This window comes from Mucilaginibacter sp., from assembly GCF_039207105.1.
In the GTDB taxonomy this organism is placed as follows: Bacteria; Bacteroidota; Bacteroidia; order Sphingobacteriales; family Sphingobacteriaceae; genus Mucilaginibacter.
This window is the reverse complement of the sequence record NZ_JBCECK010000008.1, coordinates 1-19,181: the sequence shown is the minus strand read 5'-3', so window position 1 is coordinate 19,181 and position 19,181 is coordinate 1. Positions and strand designations below refer to the sequence as shown.

Below are 19,181 nucleotides of genomic sequence, written 5' to 3'. Positions count from 1 at the left end.
TTTATTGCAGGGATATAAGTTATCTTGCTCCAAAAAACATCACATGGCCGATTATAAACTGGAGGCAGCAAAAGCTGCGTTTAAATTCATCAAAGCAAATCAAACAATAGGGTTTGGGGCAGGTACTACGGTATTTCACCTGGTTGATATGATCAGGCAGGATCCGGGCCTGGCACAGGCCCTTGTTTTTGTATCATCCTCATTTAAAACAAATGCTTACCTGCAGCAGCATGGGCTGAATGTCAAGTCATCGGGCATAATAAAGCACCTTGATATTTATTTTGATGGCTGCGATCAGTTTGATCAGGAATTAACCGCTTTGAAAAGTGGTGGTGGCATCCATACATCCGAAAAAATATTAGCCTCAATGGCCGCCGAATTTGTTTTAATGGGCGATGAAACCAAGATGGTGCCCCAGTTAAATATTACCTATCCGCTGGTGATCGAGATACTGCCTCAGGCATTGCAAATAGTGCTTGAGCGTATTAAGTCTGCGTTTCGGGATGCAACCATCACATTAAGAATGAGCAATCAGAAAGACGGAGCCGTGATATCTGAAAACGGTAATCTGCTTGCCGATATTCAGTTTGGTACATTACCACAATGGCAGCAGATAAATACGCAGATAAAAATGATCCCGGGCGTAGTGGAACATTCCCTGTTTTATCAAATGGCTACCAAAGCGGTAATTGCCGGCGAAAATGGTATACAGATCATCACCCCGAAACGCGCAAACAGTTAAAAAAGTACATACGTAAAACTACGTATACTAATGCCGTAAATGCCGAAGTGTTATTCCGTAATATCCCTATCGGCATTTTTAGTTAGGCCTTGTATTTTTGGGTATATAAAAAGGTGCTATATCTCCTTTGGGGGAAGGAGATAAGATAAATAAGTTATATATTAGGGATATTAACTTATAAACAGCCGTATACAGCAATGTAACGGCTGTTTTCTTATTCATAGATTTTTACAGAAAAGTTTGTTGGTATTTTATTTGGCTCATTAACAGTAGTTTAATGTAAAAATACATTGGTGTTTGTATGTTAATTGCTAAAAATATTAGTAATTTAGCATCGTTTATAGCAAGCAACATGACAAACCCCGCCGACCGTCGTTTTATATCGCACCTTGACCTCGATACCTTTTTTGTGAGTGTGGCCCGGTTGGATAACAGCAAGCTGGCAGGCAAGCCTGTAATTGTTGGCGGGCTCAGCGATAGGGGCATAGTGGCTTCCTGTAGTTATGAAACCCGGGCTTTTGGCGTACATACGGCCATGCCTATGAAAATAGCACGACGGCTTTGCCCCGCTGCCGAAATTGTAAACGGAGACCCTGACCGCTACAGTCAGCTTTCGCGTGATGTTACCGAAATCATCCGTGAGCAGGTACCTTTGTATGAAAAAGCCAGTATTGATGAGTTTTATGCCGACCTCACCGGTATGGACAGGTACTTTGGCTGTAGTTTGTTTATGAGCGAACTAAAGCAGCGTATCACCAAACAAACCGGGCTGCCTATATCATATGCGCTGGCTTCCAATAAATTATTATCAAAGGTCGCCACTGATGAAAGCAAGCCCAATGGCCAGGCAGTAGTTGATTTTGGCACCGAGCGCGAATATCTGGCACCCCTGGTGGTGAGGAAACTGCCGGGCGTTGGCGAAAAGACTTCATCACTTTTGCGGCAGATGGGGGTAAGCACCATCCGTATTTTAAGTGAGATACCACTGCCTATGATGCAGAGCCGCTTTGGTAAACAGGGTGTCGAAATGCACCGCCGTTCGCATGGTATTGATGAGAGCCCGGTGGTGCCCTATTCTGAGCAAAAAAGTATAGGTACTGAGGAAACATTTGAGAATGATACCATCGACATACAGTTTTTGCACCGTGAATTGGTTCGGATGACAGAAAAGCTGAGCTTTCAGCTCCGTCAACAAAAAAAGTTATGCGGCTGCGTAACCATTAAGTTGCGCTACGCAGATTTTAATACCGAAGTACGGCAAACGGTTATTGGCTACACTTCGTCTGATGATTTGCTGCTAAAAACGGCTAAAGAACTTTTTAAAAAGATATATGACCGTCGTCAATTAGTACGCCTTTTGGGTGTGCGGCTGAGCCACTTGGTACAGGGGCAATACCAGATAGACTTGTTCAGCGATACGGTAGAGAACATTCGCCTTTACCAGGCTATGGATCATATCCGCAGCCGCTTTGGCGAAAACGCGGTACACCGTTCCATTGCCCTGCAGTTAAATGATATCGAGAAAAAAGGCTATGTATCTAAACTGTAAAACATATTTCAGTTACCGCTACGGCACGTATGGCACCGAGGAACTGGTAAAGCAGGCCAAGGCTATGGGCCTGAAGGCATTGGCGCTAACCAATATCAATGGTTCGCCCGATGCCTGGGACTTTGTACATTTCTGTCGTGATACCAAGCATGGCGCGCCAATAAACGCCATATTAGGTAACGAGATCAGGAACGGCAGTCACTTTTGCTACCTGCTGATAGCCCGAAACAACGCCGGCATCATGGAAATAAATCGCTTTATTTCCGAACATAAAATGGAGGATAAGTTATTTCCCGAACGCCCGGTATTTAGTAATGAGGTTTTTATCATTTATCCCTTAGGCCGGTTGCATCCCCGGGAGCTACTCAGTAATGAGCTTATCGGCGTGAAAATAGCCGACATCAATAAGTTGTACAATGTGCCGGTAAAGGAATACCCGCAAAAATTTATGATCCGCCAGCCGGTTACCTTTCAAAGCAAAAAATATTTTAACCTGCACCGGTTGCTGAGGGCTATCGATCTGAATACGTTGCTATCTAAACTAAGTCCTGAGGATACGGCATCATCCGATGAAATGTTTGTGCCCGAAGCAGTGCTCGAAGCTAAATTTGTTGAATTCCCGGAGATCATTAATCGTACCCGGCAATTGATGGCGGCCTGCGGTACAGATATGGTTATCGACCCAAATTCTGATAAAAACAAGCAGGTTTGCGGCGCTTCATTAGAAGAAGATCGTTTAAAACTGGAAGAGCTGGCCTTAAAAGGTATGCGTGAACGTTATCCGGATGATCCGGTGATTCTGGAGCGGGTACAAAAGGAATTAAAGGTGGTTAATGACCTTAAATTCAACGCCTACTTTTTAATTGTTTGGGATGTAGTAAACTTTGCCCGCGAAAAAGGTTTTTATTATGTGGGCCGCGGAAGTGGGGCCAATTCCATCATCGCGTATAATCTGAAAATAACCGATGTTGACCCTATTGAACTTGATCTGTATTTTGAACGTTTCCTGAACAAGTTCCGCACCTCGCCCCCCGATTTTGACATGGATTTTAGCCATAAAGACCGGAATGAGATCATCAGCTACATTTTTGAAAAGTACGGTAAAGATCATGTGGCCTTACTGGGTATGCACAGCACATTTCAAAAGCGTGCCGCCATCCGCGAACTGGGCAAGGTACTGGGCCTGCCCAAAGAGGAAATAGACCTACTGGTTAAAAACAAAAACGCCACTTTTAAAGAGGATAGTATACAAAAGGTGATACTGAAGTATGCCAATTTGATGAAGGATTTTCCGAACCATTTGAGCATACATGCCGGTGGTATGCTGATATCTGAAGAACCCATCCATCAGTATACCGCCCTGGAGCTGCCTCCCAAAGGTTTCCCTACCTCGCAGATAGATATGTTTGAGGCCGAGCGGGTTGGCCTCATTAAACTGGATATCCTGAGTCAACGTGGCCTGGGTCATATTAAGGATACCATAAAACTGGTTAAGCAAAATAAGGGTTTTGATATAGATATAACCAAAGTTGAAGATTTTATGGCCGACCCAAAAGTGGCCGATCAGATACGCCGGGCCGATACCATAGGCTGTTTTTATATAGAAAGCCCGGCCATGCGCCAGCTGCTCATGAAACTCAAATGCGATGAATACATAACTTTGGTAGCGGCCAGTTCTATCATCAGGCCGGGGGTATCGCAATCTGGTATGATGAAGGCTTATATCTACAATTATCATCATCCTACAGAGGTGCAATACCTGCACCCCAAAATGGAGGAGCTGCTGAAAGAGACTTTCGGTATTATGGTTTATCAGGAAGATGTGATCAAGATAGCGCACCACTTTGGTGGTCTGGATATGGCTGAGGCTGATATATTGCGCAGAGCCATGTCGGGCAAGTACCGCGGTAACGAAGAAATGATCCGGATTGAAGGTAAGTTTTTCAGTAACTGTGCCGAAAAGGGTTATCCATACCATATCAGCAGGGAGGTCTGGCGGCAGATAGCCAGTTTCAGCGGATACTCGTTCAGTAAGGCACACTCGGCAAGTTTCGCGGTAGAGAGTTATCAGAGTTTGTATCTTAAAACCTATTTCCCGATGGAGTTCATGGTGGGGGTTATCAATAATTTCGGCGGTTTTTACCGTACCCCGTTTTACTTTCATGAGTTAAGAAAGGCAGGGGCAAAGCTGCATGCTCCTTGTGTAAACCAAAGCGATACTTATACCAATATTAAAGGCACCGATGTGTATGTAGGCCTGGTGCATATTGAACGGCTGACTGCCACCTTGCTGGAATGTATGATTACCGAGCGCCACCATAATGGCCCTTACCTGAGTATGGAAGATTTTATGGAACGCACCCAGCCCGGTATGGAGCAGCTGAATATACTGATACGGATAGGCGCGCTGCGTTTTACCGGTATAAGTAAGCAAGAACTACTGTGGAGGGCCAACTTTTTTCAGAAACAACAGCAGGAGCAGCCGGTTGCTATCACTTCTCTTTTTAATACCCCCACGACTGATTTTAAATTGCCGCAGCTAAGCGCCCGGCCCCTGCAGGATGCCTTTGATGAGATTGAGGTACTGGGTTTCGCACTTACCGATACTTTCCCGATGGTTGACGACGACCAGCGGGGGCTTACCTATGTAAAAGATCTGCCTGCTAAACTGGGTGAAACAGTAACCATGCTTGGTCAACTGGTAACTATCAAGGAGTCGGGCACAGTTAAGCGCGAGATCATGAATTTTGGTACTTTCCTTGACCCACACGGTGATTGGCTGGATACCGTTCACTGGCCCGAATCATTGAAACGCTATACCTTTCAGGGCAGTGGATTTTATCGCCTTACAGGTAAGGTGGTTGAAGAGTTTGGCGTATACGCCGTTGAGGTATGGAAAATGCATAAAATAGGCTTCAAAGCAGAAATGTTGCAATGGGTGTAATTGACTGTGATATTTTATAAAATTTCAGTTAGTTTTATAACTCCAATCATTAACCAACACCTATAACTATGACCATTTGTACAAGTGCCCGAAAAATTGCCGCGCTGTTTATTGTAGTTTGTACCCTTTGTTTTAATTTTTATTCAGGCAAGGCACAAAGTCCTAAACCTAAATTTAAGGTGATAGCCTTTTATACCGGCCGTGAAGATAAGGCGCATATCAGTTTTATGCATGAGGCCAACAGGTGGTTTCCGGCGATGGCCAAAAAGTATAATTTCACTTACGACTCCACCAAAAATTGGAGCAACATGACGCCTGAGTTTTTGGCTAAATACCAGGTGGTAATATTTTTAGATACTCGCCCCGATGATCCTGCGCAAAGAAGCGCGTTTGAGCAATACATGAAAAAAGGCGGCGCATGGATGGGGTTCCATTTTTCGGCCTTCGCACTTACGCCGTCAGCTTATCCGCAAAACTGGGATTGGTATCATGATGAGTTCCTGGGCGCCGGGCAATATAAAAGCAATACATGGCACCCTACATCGGCAGTTTTAAGGGTTGAGGATGCCAGCCATCCCGTAACTAAAGGCTTGCCGGTAACTTTTAAGGCATCGCCAAATGAATGGTACCGTTGGGAACGCGATTTGCGTACCAACCCGGATATTAAAATATTGCTGTCGATAGATTCAACCAGTTTTCCGTTGGGTACTGGCCCTAAGCAGAGCGAGATCTGGCATAGCGGCTACTACCCGGTAGTATGGACAAACAAAAAATACCACATGGTTTACTTTAACATGGGGCATAACGACATGGATTATGATGGTGGAACCAATAAAGAGCTATCGCAAACATTTGATAACGAAATTCAGGATAAACTAATCATGAACACGCTGCTATGGCTCGGAACAGGTAAGGAATAAGTTTTCGGAGACTATTTTCTTTAAGCGTTCATTTTTTCAAAATTTACATTCCCTCAAGGATAGGCATTACCAGGGGTTTTACCTTTGGCAATTACCGCTCATCTATGAAAAAATTAAAAGAATTGTTTAACCAGGTAAAGGAATCTGCCAGCGACCAGGATATAACCGATCTGCTTTGGCAGCTCATTTGCTACTCACCAAAGTTTCCATTGAGGCTGCAACAGCAACAATTGCTGGATGAAGCCAGGCCGTTTACGCTGGACGTTGAAGATCCGCATTTTAGCCACTCGGTGTTAAAATTCAATGGTTTTATTTGGGGCGAGGGAAAACGTAAAGTGATGATCACTCACGGTTGGGGCTCTAAAGCCGCTGATTTTTCTGATATGATCTCGGCATTGCGATCCATTGATGATACACAGGTCATAGCTTTTGATGCCCCGGGAAATGGCAGCTCAGAGGGTGAATTGTCAAACCTGCTGCTTTTTACCAAAGCTGCGGAAGCTGTCATGAATACTTATGGCGTACCCGATGTATTAATTGGTCATTCGCTGGGGGCGATGGCCAATGTTATGGCCCTTAAACAAACAGAATCAAAGCCTTTATTGCAAATAAGCATAGCGCCGTTGATAAGGTTAAAGGAAAATTTTATAGCTACCATGACTTCTGCCGAAGCTTCGCAGGCAGCACAGGATACTTTTTTCGAAAACTTTGAATCATTATTTGAACTTCAGGCATCCATGTTTAATCTTAACGGATTGTATGCTGCTGATAATAATATCGAGCACTGGCTGGCCTATGACCGTGAGGATAAAATAGCGCCTTATACTTACCTGCAGGAGTTTTTAGTTTCCCAACCCGGCATCCAAACACGGGAATATGAAGGTGTAGGTCACGAGCGTATTATTAAAGATGCAGAGCTTATTGAACAGGTGGTGGGGTTGGTAAGGCTGTAAAATAAAGCTTGGAACCGTGCTGCTACGAGATACGCTGCACTAATCCTGCGGTAGTGAAAAATTTACTATTAAACCCCATCGGGGGAACCTGTTGCTATAAACAGGTTCCCCCGATGGGGTTTAAATTCGCAATATAATTCTTTATTTCTTCACATTACCTCATTCTGTACCCCTGAATAATACTTAAGTTCAATAAGATCATGAGGTAAAGCTTTGGTATTCCAGGCCTGGTGTATGGCAAGGGCAGTACCTACGGCTGTAGCCTGTGCCATTGATGCCGCGTAAACTTCCAGATAAGGGAACGCGAAAGCCAACAGGTGCATAAATACCGTATTTTTACTAAAGCCACCATCAACAAAAATGCGCTGTATTTTACAGCCCCGCAGTACATACCCGGTTGATATTACCTGTTGCTGAACAATATCTATCATCAGTTGGTGATAGGCTTCGGTATCAGTAGCAAAATCGGCCAGGTTGCGTTGTTCAAAAACAGATTGTTGTAAAGATCCTTCCTGTTGCTTGGGCTGCAAGGTGGTTTGCGCTTGTAAGCGGGAAGCTATAACCGGGTCAAAATTAATGGATCGGTACTTGATCGGATCCTGGTTAAAATGAGCGCCAATACGTTTGATCTGCTGTTCATACTCATACCCGGTAAACAACCGCGATGCCTTCACCGTATTGCCTTTATACTGTAAATAATTAAGACAATCGTTCTTTAATTCTTCCTCGGTAAGCGGGTTCTGGTTAAAAGGGTTCAAGCTGATAGACCATGTACCTGTTGATATCAGCACAAAAGGCATATGGAAACTCACCAGATAGGGTATAAGTGCTGCCGAACTATCATGCAGACCAATACCCACACTATAAGTGCTCCCCGGAAATACCGATGGCAACACACTATCCGCAGGTTTAAGCGGAGCCATTTTGGGCAGTATACCTTCGCGGCTTACCCAGTCATGGTATTTGTTGCTATTAAAATTCCACAGGGCGGTGTGGCAACCAATGCTGGTTAGATCGGTTACCATTTGGCCGCTCAGTAAGTAGCTCATGTACTGCGGTAAATGCAGCGCGTATTTTATTTTTTTGAACACCTTAGACTGCTGATGTTTAAGCCGGTAAAGCTGAAGTCCTGAGTTAAGGTTACCCAAAGCGGGCGAGGCGGTTTCATGAGCAAACCGGGCTTCGTCGCCATAGTTTTCATAAAACTGCCTGCCTAACTCGGGCGGATATGGTTTAAGGTAATTATACAAAGGAGTTAATGGCCTGCCATCTTCATCAACATAGACAAAGCTGGCTCCATAGGTTGAAAAGTTAACCGCTTTTAGGTCAAACTCTTTATGTTTGAATATTTCCCTCAGCGAATCAAATACCGATAGCCTCAGGCTGTCGAGGTTTTCGCAAGGGTCGCCATCCTCGTCGTGGGTTTCCGTAAAGCGTGCTGTGCGTTCAAAAACTATTTTGTAGTTCTCGTCAAAAAGAAACAGCTTCTTATTGGTTTTACCCACATCAAAAATAGCTATAACAGGTATTTGCTCCATAGTTTATAAGCCGGTTGATACTGCCAGCGCTCCACGTTCATCAATCAATTGTTGGCGTATGGCTTGTTGCCTGTATACGGCCAATGGGTCTAACGCGCCGCCGTTTCTTAAACGGGCCTCGGCCAATAAAGGGCGAACATCGGTGCGGTAGGCTTGCTGTAAAATTTCCTGTGCCAGTACCACATCATTGTTTTGCTGTGCCTGTACTAAAGCAGGCTGATCAACCAATAAAGCCTGCGCGTACGCAATTTTAATAGCCTCTACAGATTGTATCAAGTCTTCAACAGGATCTTTAATATTGTGCGATGCATCAATCATCCAGCCTATGCCGGTAGCATGGTTAAGTCCGCGGGCATCCATACCTTCAACCAGTTCGTTAAATATCAGGAACAGTTGATATGGGTTAATGCTACCAACGGTAAGGTCGTCATCACCATATTTTGAATCATTAAAGTGGAAACCGGCCAGTTTGCCTTCCATTAATAATAAGGAAACAATTTGTTCGATGTTGGCACCCTGTAAGTGGTGGCCCAGATCAACCAGTGTTTGTGCCTTGTTACCTAATTTAGATGCCAACAAGTATGACTGGCCCCAATCGCCAATGGTGGTTGAATAAAAGTTAGGCTCGTAAGGTTTGTATTCTATCCAAACCTTCCAGTCGGCAGGCAGGGCATCATAAATTTCCTGTAAGCTCTCCAATGTACGCTCAAATGCTCCGCGCATGTTAAGCTGGCCAGGGAAGTTTGACCCATCGGAAAGCCAAACCGACAAAGCTTTTGAATTGAGTTCCACACCGTAGTTAATTACCTCAATGTTGTGCTCCACAGCCTGTCTGCGAACAGCCTTATCTACATGGTGTAATGAGCCATGCTTATAGCTGTGCTGCTGGCCGGGCTGATCCTGAAAGGTGTTAGAGTTAACAGCATCAAAGTGCAGGCCATACTGTGCAGCCAAAGCTTTAATGCTCGAGGCGTTCTCCGGGATATCCCAGGGGATGTGCAATGAAATAGAATTACTGCTCCTGTTTAAGGCGTGGATCAAACCTACATCCTCAATTTTTTCTTCAAGGCTACGTGGTTCGCCGCCGCCGCTAAAACGGCCGAAGCGTGTGCCACCAGTGCCTAAAGCCCAGCTGGGTATAGCTATATTAAAAGCTGATATCTTTTGGATAAGCGTATCCAAACCTTTTATATCGGCAGCAATAAAATCAAACTTGCGCTGGTGCGCGGTTTGGATTTTATGGTTAGCCTCATCAATAATGCTCTTCTCTAATTGCATGGTTTATTGCTTTATATGGTTAATATAGTTCAAAATTTGCCACGCTTCGCTCGCAATGACATGGTTTCAACAAGACTTACGAAGTTTTTAAAACTTCGTAAGTCTGAAATTTCTTATTTGTCATTGCGAGGAGGAACGACGAAGCAATCGCGAACTTTGCAGCTTAGCCCTGCATAGTTCGCGATTGCCGCGCTTCGCTCGCAATGACATGTAGGGTCCTTTGTCCTCAAATCTTTTGTCCAAAAATCCCGTAGTCCTATAGTCCTATCTCACAAATGCCATTGCCACACCGCCATCAACATTCAACACGTTGCCGGTTGATTTGTTGAGCAGGCCGCCGGTAAGGGCGAAGCAGGCGTTAGCGATATCAACAGGTAAAATGATCTCGTTCAATAAAGTACGTTTGGCATAATACGCAGGTAATTCCTCAACAGTGATACCATAAGCTTTAGCACGGCCTTCGGCCCATCCGCCGGCCCAAATATTGCTATCGCTGATCACGGCATCAGGGTTTACCACGTTTACACGGATATGATCGGCACCTAACTCGGCAGCGTTCAGGCGGCTCAGGTGCAGCTGTGCAGCTTTTGCCGATCCGTAGCCCGCGTTGTTCGGCCCGCTCACTAAGGCGTTCTTGCTTACTATATTGATAACATCGCCGCCGATAGCTTGTTTTTTCATTACGGCAACAGCAGCCTGGGTAATAAAGAACTGGCCCTTAACTAATACATCATATAACAGGTCCCAGTCTTTTTCGGTATGGTCTGCAATTGATTTAGATATAGATAAGCCCGCGTTGTTAATTACAATATCAACGCCGCCAAATGCTAAAGCAGCTATTTCCAACGCGCTGTTAATTTGCTCGCAATTAGTAACGTCAAGTACAGCAGTAGTGTAGGCATCTTTGCCGTATTGAGCTTTAAATTCTTCGCCTGCGCTTTCCAGGCGTTCGGCATTCATATCATTCAGGATCACTACCGCGCCTTCGTCAACAAATTTTTTGGCGATAGCTTTACCTATACCACCCGCGCTGCCGGTGATTAAGGCGATCTTACCAGACAAAGCTTTCGGTTTTGGCATACGCTGCAATTTGGCCTCTTCCAATAACCAGTACTCAATATCAAAAGCTTCCTGGCGTGGTAACGAGGTGTATTCAGATATAGCTTCTGAGCCTTTCATTACATTGATAGCGTTGGTATAAAACTCGGCTGCAACGCGTGCTGTTTGTTTATCTTTTGAAAAAGAAAATAAGCCTACACCCGGATACAAAATAATCACCGGGTTGGTATCGCGTATAGCAGGGCTGTTAGCGTGTTTACAGGTGTTATAGTAATCGGTATACATTTGGCGGTAAGCTGCGAAAGCAGGGGCAAGACGCTCTTGCAGAGCTTTAACATCGCTCAAATCTTCGCCTGGTTGCAGGTCAAGTACCAGCGGACTGATCTTGGTGCGCAAAAAGTGATCGGGGCAGCTGGTTCCCAGAGGAGCCAAACGGTCAAGATCATTAGAGTTGATAAACTCCAGCACACGGGCATCATCAGTAAAATGACCAACCATGTGCCTTTCGCTTGAGCAAAAACCGCGCAGTACAGGAGCAATAGCAGCAGCCTGTTTTTTACGACCGGCCTCGTCCAAGCTTTGTACTTTCTGGCCGCCAAAAACCGGACCTTTTTGGCCGTAGTTCTCTTCCAGGTATTCGGCGCAGCGTTCAATAACTTCCAGCGTGTTCATATAGCTTTCGTAAGCAGTATCGCCCCAGGTAAATAAACCATGCGAGCCTAACATGATACCACGGATGCCCGGGTTTTCGTCAAGGCATTGTTTTAACTGCAGGCCCAGTTCAAAGCCTGGTTTTTTCCATTCAACCCAGCCTATAGTACCGTTAAACAGTTCCTGGGTGATTTTTTTACCATCCTTAGCGGCAGCAATAGCAATGGCAGCATCAGGATGCAGGTGATCAATGTGTTTAAATGGTAGAAAACCATGTAATGGAGTATCTATTGACGGCGCTTTAGAAGCCAGATCATAAATGCAATGGTTAAACAGTTCAACCATCTCATCCTCATGTTCTACACCACGGTACACGTTTTTTAAACTGCGCAGCCTGTCAACATACAGGGCTGCCAGTCCGCTTTTTTTAAGCGTACCAATATCACCGCCTGAGCCTTTGATCCACATTACCTCAACCTCGCTGCCGGTAAGCGGGTCTTTGGATGTTACCTTACATGATGTATTACCCCCGCCATAGTTGGTGAGCCTTAAATCGGCACCTAACAGGTTTGAGCGGTATATTAACAGGGCTACTTCGTCGCCTGCAAGTTCGGCTGCTTTAGCATCGTCCCACAGGTAGCTTACATGCTTAAATGATGTTGTTTTAACAGTCATATATTTTTAATTGTTGAATTTTTGAGTTATTGAATATTGATGATTTTTACTTTAATGAATTTCCGTAACCTACTACCAGTACCGAAAGTATAATTACCGCAATACCGGCTATTACGGTGGCAAAGGCTTTTTTGCTAACACCTTTCCATTCCTTTAATACTAACCCCCAAATGTTGGCTATGAGTATAATAAAGGCCATGTGCAGTATCCAGGAGCTTGCGCCGTTACCCATTTTGCTTTCGCCCATGCCGTAAAAAAAGAACTGCAAAAACCAGGTAGTACCGGCCAGTGCCGCAAAAAGGTAGTTCTTGAGCAAGGGTGTTTGTTTATTGGTATAATCGCCAAAGGTTTTGTTGCTGGCATTTAATATCATACACCATATAAAGTTGGTGGTTAAGCCGCCCCAAAGAATAATAATATAAGTTACATTGTTTGAGAACAGGAAATTGCCCTGCCCCGGATGACTGGCCTGCCAGATATGGTTAGCGGTATCGGCCATCGATTTACCGGCCTCGATACCAAAGTTGAAACAAGCGCTTAATATACCCGACACTACAGCTACCAGGATGCCTAAGCCAAATTTATAATCCTTATTTTCCTGGGCTATGGCTTTATCTGCCGAAAGTTCTTTCTCTTTCATCATACCAGCCTTGCCGCAAATTACTATACCGGCCACGCAAAGTAGTACCCCTAATAATACATATTGACCCCATTGATTATGGAGCATAATGCTGATGGTATCTTTTCCCTCAGTAGGCACAATATCATAATAAACCGATGGGATGAGTGCGCCAAAAACTGAGCATAAACCCAATATAATAGTACTACCTAAGGATACACCTAAATATCTTACGCCCAAGCCATAAGTAAGTCCTCCTATGCCCCAGAGCAAACCCATGAGGTAAGTCCAGCCGAGGGTGGCGGTATCTGTATGAGCAATAATATCGGCAAAGCCGGGGATAGTTAACCATGCTGCAAGCGGCGGTACAATGAACCATGAAAAAATGCCGCCAACAATCCAGTAACTCTCCCAGGCCCAGCCTCTAATTTTTTTATAGGGAATGTAAAAACTCCCCGAGGCAAAACCGCCAATGAAATGGAAGAGTACTCCAAAAATTATCTGCATAGGTTAATTGGTTTAAATTGGTGAAGCTAATCTATAGAATTAAAATACCGGAACTGTCATGGACTGTCATGAAATGAGGGGATCCACCGCGTTTTAAGCCTCACCCAACCCCTCCAAAGGAGAGGGCTTTTAAAAAAAATAATCTTAGAATTTATTTGGTATAGAACTGACTCACCCGGTCTACGCTTCGCTGGACCGCCCTCGCTTCGCCCGTGGCGGAAAGAGGGCAGGAAAAATGTTTAAGAAAAAAAATTCCCACACCCTCCTTTCAGCGAAGCTGAAGAGAGGGTCGACAAGCGCAGCGATGTCGGGGTGAGTAAACGCTGCGCTTGTCAAATTAAATCTTTATTTTGGAGCCATATTATATACCAGCATGCAACCATATATATTAGGCATTGATATAGGTACCGGGAGCACCAAGGCCGTAGCTATCAGTTTAACCGGCAACGCGTTAGGCGTAGTGCAAAATCATTACCCTATTAACAGCCCCGAGCCCGGCTATAGTGAGCAGGACCCACTGCTGATCTGGGATGCTTTTGTAAAATGCCTGCAGGAAATTACGGTGAAGGTAGGTTATGCGCCGGAGGCTGTAAGCCTGAGCAGTGCCATGCACAGTATTATCCCGGTTGATGAATTGGGGATGCCACTATCGCCCATGATAACCTGGGCCGATGCGCGGAGCGAGAACATTGCGCAGGGCCTGCGCGATTCGGCAGAGGGCGAGGAAATTTATCGCATTACCGGTACGCCAATACATGCCATGTCGCCATTATGCAAGCTCATCTGGCTGCGAACCAATAAGTCTGAACTGTTTGCCCAAGCACATAAATTTATATCTGTGAAAGAGTTTATCTGGTTCAGGCTGTTCAATAGTTTCCAGATAGATTATTCCATTGCCTCCGCAACAGGTTTGTTTGATATTTTAAAACTGGAATGGAGTTCGGAGGCCTGTGCATTGGCTGGTTTAGCAGCTGATAAACTATCAAAGCCCGAAAATACTACTTATTATCGCGATGATCTGAGTGCAGGCACTGCCGCTTTGCTCAACATTCCTTCAAGAACCGGTTTTGTTATCGGCGCCAGCGATGGTTGCTGCGCCAATTTAGGCAGTCATACCACAGGGCCGGGCATTGCCGCCCTTACCATTGGTACCAGCGGGGCTGTACGCATCACCAGCCCCAAGCCGGTATATAATTTTGAAGGGATGACCTTTAATTACCTGCTTAACCAAAATACCTTTGTATGCGGCGGTGCGGTGAATAACGGCGGCATAGCCATTAACTGGCTGCTTCAAAATTTTCTGCAAAAAGAAAAGCTTACCACTGCTGATTATGATGAACTGTTTGCGGCCATTGAAACCGTATCAGCCGGAAGCAACGGCTTGCTGTTTTTGCCTTATTTATACGGAGAACGGGCGCCGCTTTGGGATACTAAAAGCAGCGGTGCTTATCTGAACATTAAACCTGCTCATACCCGTGCTCATTTTTTAAGAGCCTCGCTGGAAGGGGTTTGTTTTGCTCTGTACGATGTGCTGAAAACCGTTCAGGATGCCTCGACAGGTATTACCCAGGTGAACATTAGCGGCGGCTTTGTAAGTTCAGCTACCTGGACACAAATTCTGGCCGATATTACCGGTAAAAAACTGGTAGTGCTACAACCTGAGGATGCATCGGCATTGGGTGCTATTTACCTGGCTATGCAGGCGCTGCATCCTGAAAGTTATACGGAACTAACCCGCGTGAGTGGTGAAAAAGTTATTGAGCCCAATAATGAAAATCATGAGCGGTACAGTAAATTATTCCTGATGTTTAAAAAACTGTACCGCGACCTGAAAGATTCTATGCACATACTCAACGAGCATGATATTTAGGTAGTATTAAATTGATGAGTTAATATCAAAAGGGTTGGTAAATGCTTTACCGCCCAGAAAATCAATCAGCTCGGCATCGGTTATGAGGCAGTTGTTGAGTTCCTGCGCCAACGCGTCCTTATCCAGATGCTCGCCTATAAACACCAGTTCATTGTGGCGGTCGCCAAAATCTTTCGACCAGTTTTTTTCGATGAGTTCGCGGTTCTCTATAAAATCATTGTACCTGATGCGTTGCTGATAAGGCATGCTGGCCCACCAAACACCGGCATTTTCCAGACGCGATGAACCACCCGCCTGCGAAAAATTTAGCGCATCATCAGGCGACGAGGCTATCCAAAACAGCCCTTTGGAGCGGATAATGTTTTGCGGAAAATCATGGTGCAGATAATGATAAAATCTTTCGGGGTGAAAAGGCTTTTTGGCCCTGAACACCGTTGAGCTGATACCGTATTCTTCGGTTTCGGGTGTATGCTCACCGTTCAATTCCCTGATCCACCCGGCAGATTGAGAGGCCTTGTCAAAATTAAACAGACCGGTGTTTAATATCTCGGCCGGGTCAACTTTTCCAAATTGAGTGTGAATTATTTTGGCTCCCGGATTTAGCTTGCTGATCACCGCTTCGAGCACTTTCAGGTGTTGGGGTGATGCCAGATCGGTTTTGTTCAGCAGTATCACATCGGCAAATTCTATCTGGTCGGTAAGTAGGTTTACAATAGTCCGCTGATCGTTAGGGTCATTAACCAGGTCACGGTTCAACAGTAAATCCGAGCTGCCGAAGTCTTTATAAAAGTTAAAGCAGTCAACCACAGTAACCATCGTATCCAGCACCGAGAAACGACTCAGATCAATACCCGCCTCTTCATCAGCAAAGTTAAATGTTTGTGCAATGGGTACGGGTTCAGATATGCCGGTGCTTTCAATGAGCAAATAATCAAACCGTCCTTCTCTGGCCAGTTTTTCAACCTCGATCATCAGGTCTTCGCGCAGGGTACAGCAAATGCAGCCGTTGCTCATTTCCACCAGTCTTTCTTCGGTACGCGATAGGGTCTTTTGATTGGCCACCAATTGGGCATCAATATTTACCTCGCTCATGTCGTTCACAATAACGGCCACCTTAAGGTTCTGTTTGTTGTGGAGTATATGATTTAATAAAGTTGTTTTGCCACTGCCCAAAAAACCGCTCAGCACAGTTACCGGTAATTTCTTTTCCATGTGTATTTGTTTTGGGCAAACATAATGGATTGTGTTTTTAAATGCAATAATGTTGCATTTAAAAAATAAACAAGGTGAATTTATTTACGCTAACCTGCTTAATTACAGGTTAAGCGCGCGGGTAAAGCGATAAGCACAATAAACTATAACGGGAGCTGCCAACACATCCATCGTATAATGAATGTGTTGTATCAGCAATAGGAACATAACCACCAGGGCGGCTACAAAGGCGATGATCTTATCGCTCCGCTTTTCAAGGTGCAGATAGATAAGCACCATAGTGGAGGTATGGCCAGAAAAAAACAGATCTTTAGTAATGGCGGCATGGCCATAAAAGTATCCGGTAAGCGGATCAATCAGGGGCACCAGGCCCGCAGGAGGATCAAGCTTTACCAGCGCGAGCGACAAAAAACGGGCAATGCAGACAAATATCAGCGCCCATATATAAGTGGTACAAATGGATGGCTTGTAAAATGCCCGCACCATCATCAATATGCCCATACCCCATATAATGGCAAAAATAGGTACCGATACATCATAAGCGGGAAGATGCGCTAACAGCCAATCATTTAAAACCACGCCGTTCCTGTTTTCAATACCCCTGAAAAAGCCGGGCATAATATTGATGATGGCTACAATCAGAATAGTGCCGATGAGCAGTTTAACACGCTTTAAGCTGGTGTCATAGGCACTTATCCAGTTTTGTTTTAATCTGTATAGAGCGGTGTTAGTCACAGTTTATGATGCGTAATGAGTTGTAATAATTATTGATGTTAATATTAATCAGTTGTTACCACATAGTTAAAATAAAATGTGACAAAAATAGGAAATTACTTTGATGCAATTGTGTTGCATTTTGTTTTACCTTTGTGCATGGATCTGGAAAAAACTTCGTCGCGGCTTGATCATGTGGGTATCACAGCGTCAACCTTATGTGCTGTACATTGCGCGTTGGTACCTGTATTATTTACCAGCTTACCGCTGCTTGGTTTGGGCTTTTTGGCCAATGTTTGGGTAGAATGGGGCATGATAGTTCTTGCTTTGATCATTGGTGTATACTCTATAGGTTTATCATACCTGCGCATACACCGGCAATTGCTGCCCTTAACATTCCTGGTAACCGGATTTACAACTATTATGCTGGGCCATGCATTTGCAAATGGCTGGGCCGAGGCTGTTGTTGCACCAGTAGGCGGCTTGTTTATTGCTGCCGCTCATTTTGTAAATTACAAATATTCAGGAGCTTGTAAGCATAATGGCCATAAGCATCAGCTAAAAGAGGTTGCTGAGTAAACTAATCTAAAAGTATAATTACATAGCTTATTTAAAACCAATGGTTATTTCTTGTTAAATTTGCATGTATTATTATCGTATTACATTATTAAATGGCACAAACCCGCAATAATTTTCATTTTGAAGATTTGCTGAACAAGCATCATTTAAAAAAGACTGCCCCACGGTTAAGGGTTTTATCCATGATGTCGTCCAGAAGTACGGCCACATCACAGCCCGACCTGGAAAGCGTAATGAACGATATTGACCGCGTTACCCTGTACCGTATCCTGAACGCCTTTGAAGAAAAAGGCATCATTCATAAAGTATTTGACTTAAACGGCACGGCCAATTATGCCCTGTGCTCATCTGATTGCGACGAGGGACATCATCACGACGAGCATCTGCATTTTAACTGTACCAATTGCAAAAATGTGTATTGTTTAGATGATCAGCACCTGCCCGCCATAAACCTGCCTGCCGGTTTTGAGCCTACAGGCTTTACCCTATATGCTACTGGCTTGTGCCCTAAATGCAGCAAAAAGACAGCCCAAAAATGATCCCTTCCAATTCTATGTTTCTTTTAAAAACCGTTTTTAATTGCGGACTGCTGTTTTTATTGTTTAGCCTTTGTTCGTTCACTCAGAGTAGAGATACCATTCCAACCACATCTACTTTTAAATTTAAAAGTATCACTATTGATGCCGGGCACGGCGGTAAAGATCCCGGTGCCCGTGGATCATACTCAGTAGAAAAGAATGTAACGCTTGCCATCGCCAAAAAACTTAAAGCGGCTATTGATTCGCAGATCACGAATGTTCAAACCATCATGACCCGCACCGATGATACTTTTATCCCATTGAACCAGCGGTCGGCCATTGCCAATCAGAATCATAGCAACTTGTTTATTTCCATTCACTGTAACTCATCACCAGAGGGTAACGCGGCCATAGCGCATAAACGTAAAGGGGTGTTATTGCTGGTTTACGGTTTCCACAGGCTCAAAGAGCAGGAAGAGGCCGTGCGCGAAAACTCATCTATATTTATTGAGAAGGATTACAAGCAAAACTATGAGAGCTATGATGAGAGCGACCCATCAAACCTCATCATCCTGAACGCTTACATACAAAAATACCGCAAACAAAGTATCCTTTTTGGTGACTTGCTGAACACCGAGTTTGAAGATACCAATGGCCGCGAAAGCGCCGGAGTAAAAGAACAAGGCGTATTGGTACTTGCTCACAGCGCCATGCCGGCAGTGCTTATCGAAACTGGATTTATCAACAACCCCGAAGAGGAAGATTACCTGAACTCGCCCGATGGGCAAAACGAAATTGTGCAGTCTATTATCCGGGCTATCAATAATTATCGTAAGGCTATAGGGGCGTTGTA

General features: G+C 44.6%; 15 protein-coding genes. 9 read left to right on the top strand and 6 right to left on the bottom strand.

The window, feature by feature from the left end:
• Positions 1 to 43: 43 nt before the first annotated feature.
• The 5 genes from rpiA to AAGC65_RS02920 all read left to right on the top strand — a co-directional run bounded on the left by rpiA (position 44) and on the right by AAGC65_RS02920 (position 7,108).
• Positions 44 to 742, top strand: a complete 699-nt coding sequence (gene rpiA / locus AAGC65_RS02940; protein WP_343110911.1) for a ribose 5-phosphate isomerase A — start codon at positions 44 to 46, stop codon at positions 740 to 742.
• Between the two features lie 352 nt (positions 743 to 1,094).
• On the top strand, positions 1,095 to 2,291 hold the full coding sequence (dinB, locus tag AAGC65_RS02935) for a DNA polymerase IV (RefSeq protein WP_343110910.1): 1,197 nt from the start codon (positions 1,095 to 1,097) through the stop codon (positions 2,289 to 2,291).
• The gene (locus tag AAGC65_RS02930) at positions 2,275 to 5,235 is read left to right on the top strand and encodes a DNA polymerase III subunit alpha (protein ID WP_343110909.1); all 2,961 of its coding nucleotides are present in this window, start codon (positions 2,275 to 2,277) and stop codon (positions 5,233 to 5,235) included. Before dinB ends, AAGC65_RS02930 begins: the two co-directional genes overlap by 17 nt.
• A 68-nt stretch (positions 5,236 to 5,303) precedes the next feature.
• Complete coding sequence (locus AAGC65_RS02925) at positions 5,304 to 6,155, top strand: ThuA domain-containing protein (RefSeq protein WP_343110908.1); 852 nt, start codon at positions 5,304 to 5,306, stop codon at positions 6,153 to 6,155.
• 104 nt (positions 6,156 to 6,259) lie between these two features.
• Positions 6,260 to 7,108: an alpha/beta hydrolase gene (locus AAGC65_RS02920; protein WP_343110907.1), complete on the top strand. Its 849-nt coding sequence runs from the start codon at positions 6,260 to 6,262 to the stop codon at positions 7,106 to 7,108.
• Between the two features lie 149 nt (positions 7,109 to 7,257).
• Here AAGC65_RS02920 and AAGC65_RS02915 read toward each other — a convergent pair whose 3' ends face one another.
• The 4 genes from AAGC65_RS02915 to rhaT form a co-directional block, all read right to left on the bottom strand.
• A complete protein-coding gene (locus AAGC65_RS02915) occupies positions 7,258 to 8,646 on the bottom strand; it encodes an FGGY family carbohydrate kinase (RefSeq protein ID WP_343110906.1) in 1,389 nt (462 codons plus the stop codon).
• A gap of 3 nt (positions 8,647 to 8,649) precedes the next feature.
• A complete protein-coding gene (locus AAGC65_RS02910) occupies positions 8,650 to 9,924 on the bottom strand; it encodes a TIM barrel protein (RefSeq protein ID WP_343110905.1) in 1,275 nt (424 codons plus the stop codon).
• Positions 9,925 to 10,188: 264 nt separating this feature from the next.
• The gene (locus AAGC65_RS02905) at positions 10,189 to 12,309 is read right to left on the bottom strand and encodes a bifunctional aldolase/short-chain dehydrogenase (RefSeq protein ID WP_343110904.1); all 2,121 of its coding nucleotides are present in this window, start codon (positions 12,307 to 12,309) and stop codon (positions 10,189 to 10,191) included.
• 46 nt (positions 12,310 to 12,355) lie between these two features.
• A complete protein-coding gene (rhaT, locus tag AAGC65_RS02900; protein ID WP_343110903.1) occupies positions 12,356 to 13,435 on the bottom strand; it encodes an L-rhamnose/proton symporter RhaT in 1,080 nt (359 codons plus the stop codon).
• A 373-nt stretch (positions 13,436 to 13,808) separates the two neighbouring features.
• On the opposite strand from rhaT, the gene AAGC65_RS02895 reads away from it, so the two are divergent.
• Positions 13,809 to 15,305: a gluconokinase gene (locus tag AAGC65_RS02895; RefSeq protein WP_343110902.1), complete on the top strand. Its 1,497-nt coding sequence runs from the start codon at positions 13,809 to 13,811 to the stop codon at positions 15,303 to 15,305.
• Between the two features lie 6 nt (positions 15,306 to 15,311).
• Here the strand turns inward: AAGC65_RS02895 and AAGC65_RS02890 are convergent, their stop codons facing one another.
• Entirely contained in the window at positions 15,312 to 16,517 is a 1,206-nt protein-coding gene (locus AAGC65_RS02890) for a GTP-binding protein (RefSeq protein ID WP_343110901.1), read from the bottom strand.
• Between the two features lie 102 nt (positions 16,518 to 16,619).
• Positions 16,620 to 17,252: a phosphatase PAP2-related protein gene (locus AAGC65_RS02885; protein ID WP_343110900.1), complete on the bottom strand. Its 633-nt coding sequence runs from the start codon at positions 17,250 to 17,252 to the stop codon at positions 16,620 to 16,622.
• Positions 17,253 to 17,390: 138 nt separating this feature from the next.
• On the opposite strand from AAGC65_RS02885, the gene AAGC65_RS02880 reads away from it, so the two are divergent.
• The 3 genes from AAGC65_RS02880 to AAGC65_RS02870 all read left to right on the top strand — a co-directional run.
• Entirely contained in the window at positions 17,391 to 17,810 is a 420-nt protein-coding gene (locus AAGC65_RS02880) for a MerC domain-containing protein (RefSeq protein ID WP_343110899.1), read from the top strand.
• A 92-nt stretch (positions 17,811 to 17,902) separates the two neighbouring features.
• Positions 17,903 to 18,349 (top strand): transcriptional repressor, encoded by a 447-nt coding sequence (locus tag AAGC65_RS02875; RefSeq protein ID WP_343110898.1) that lies wholly within the window; start codon positions 17,903 to 17,905, stop codon positions 18,347 to 18,349.
• Between the two features lie 14 nt (positions 18,350 to 18,363).
• A partial coding sequence (locus AAGC65_RS02870; RefSeq protein WP_343110897.1) for an N-acetylmuramoyl-L-alanine amidase occupies positions 18,364 to 19,181 on the top strand: 818 nt, incomplete at its 3' end.

What these genes read in the sequence shown, in the direction of transcription:
- AAGC65_RS02890 (WP_343110901.1), bottom strand. Translation starts at nt 16,517, where the DNA reads ATGGAAAAGAAATTACCGGTAACTGTGCTGAGCGGTTTTTTGGGCAGT.
- AAGC65_RS02895 (WP_343110902.1), top strand. Translation starts at nt 13,809, where the DNA reads ATGCAACCATATATATTAGGCATTGATATAGGTACCGGGAGCACCAAG.
- rhaT (WP_343110903.1), bottom strand. Translation starts at nt 13,435, where the DNA reads ATGCAGATAATTTTTGGAGTACTCTTCCATTTCATTGGCGGTTTTGCC.
- AAGC65_RS02875 (WP_343110898.1), top strand. Translation starts at nt 17,903, where the DNA reads ATGGCACAAACCCGCAATAATTTTCATTTTGAAGATTTGCTGAACAAG.
- AAGC65_RS02880 (WP_343110899.1), top strand. Translation starts at nt 17,391, where the DNA reads ATGGATCTGGAAAAAACTTCGTCGCGGCTTGATCATGTGGGTATCACA.
- AAGC65_RS02925 (WP_343110908.1), top strand. Translation starts at nt 5,304, where the DNA reads ATGACCATTTGTACAAGTGCCCGAAAAATTGCCGCGCTGTTTATTGTA.
- dinB (WP_343110910.1), top strand. Translation starts at nt 1,095, where the DNA reads ATGACAAACCCCGCCGACCGTCGTTTTATATCGCACCTTGACCTCGAT.
- AAGC65_RS02930 (WP_343110909.1), top strand. Translation starts at nt 2,275, where the DNA reads ATGTATCTAAACTGTAAAACATATTTCAGTTACCGCTACGGCACGTAT.
- rpiA (WP_343110911.1), top strand. Translation starts at nt 44, where the DNA reads ATGGCCGATTATAAACTGGAGGCAGCAAAAGCTGCGTTTAAATTCATC.
- AAGC65_RS02915 (WP_343110906.1), bottom strand. Translation starts at nt 8,646, where the DNA reads ATGGAGCAAATACCTGTTATAGCTATTTTTGATGTGGGTAAAACCAAT.
- AAGC65_RS02910 (WP_343110905.1), bottom strand. Translation starts at nt 9,924, where the DNA reads ATGCAATTAGAGAAGAGCATTATTGATGAGGCTAACCATAAAATCCAA.
- AAGC65_RS02905 (WP_343110904.1), bottom strand. Translation starts at nt 12,309, where the DNA reads ATGACTGTTAAAACAACATCATTTAAGCATGTAAGCTACCTGTGGGAC.
- AAGC65_RS02920 (WP_343110907.1), top strand. Translation starts at nt 6,260, where the DNA reads ATGAAAAAATTAAAAGAATTGTTTAACCAGGTAAAGGAATCTGCCAGC.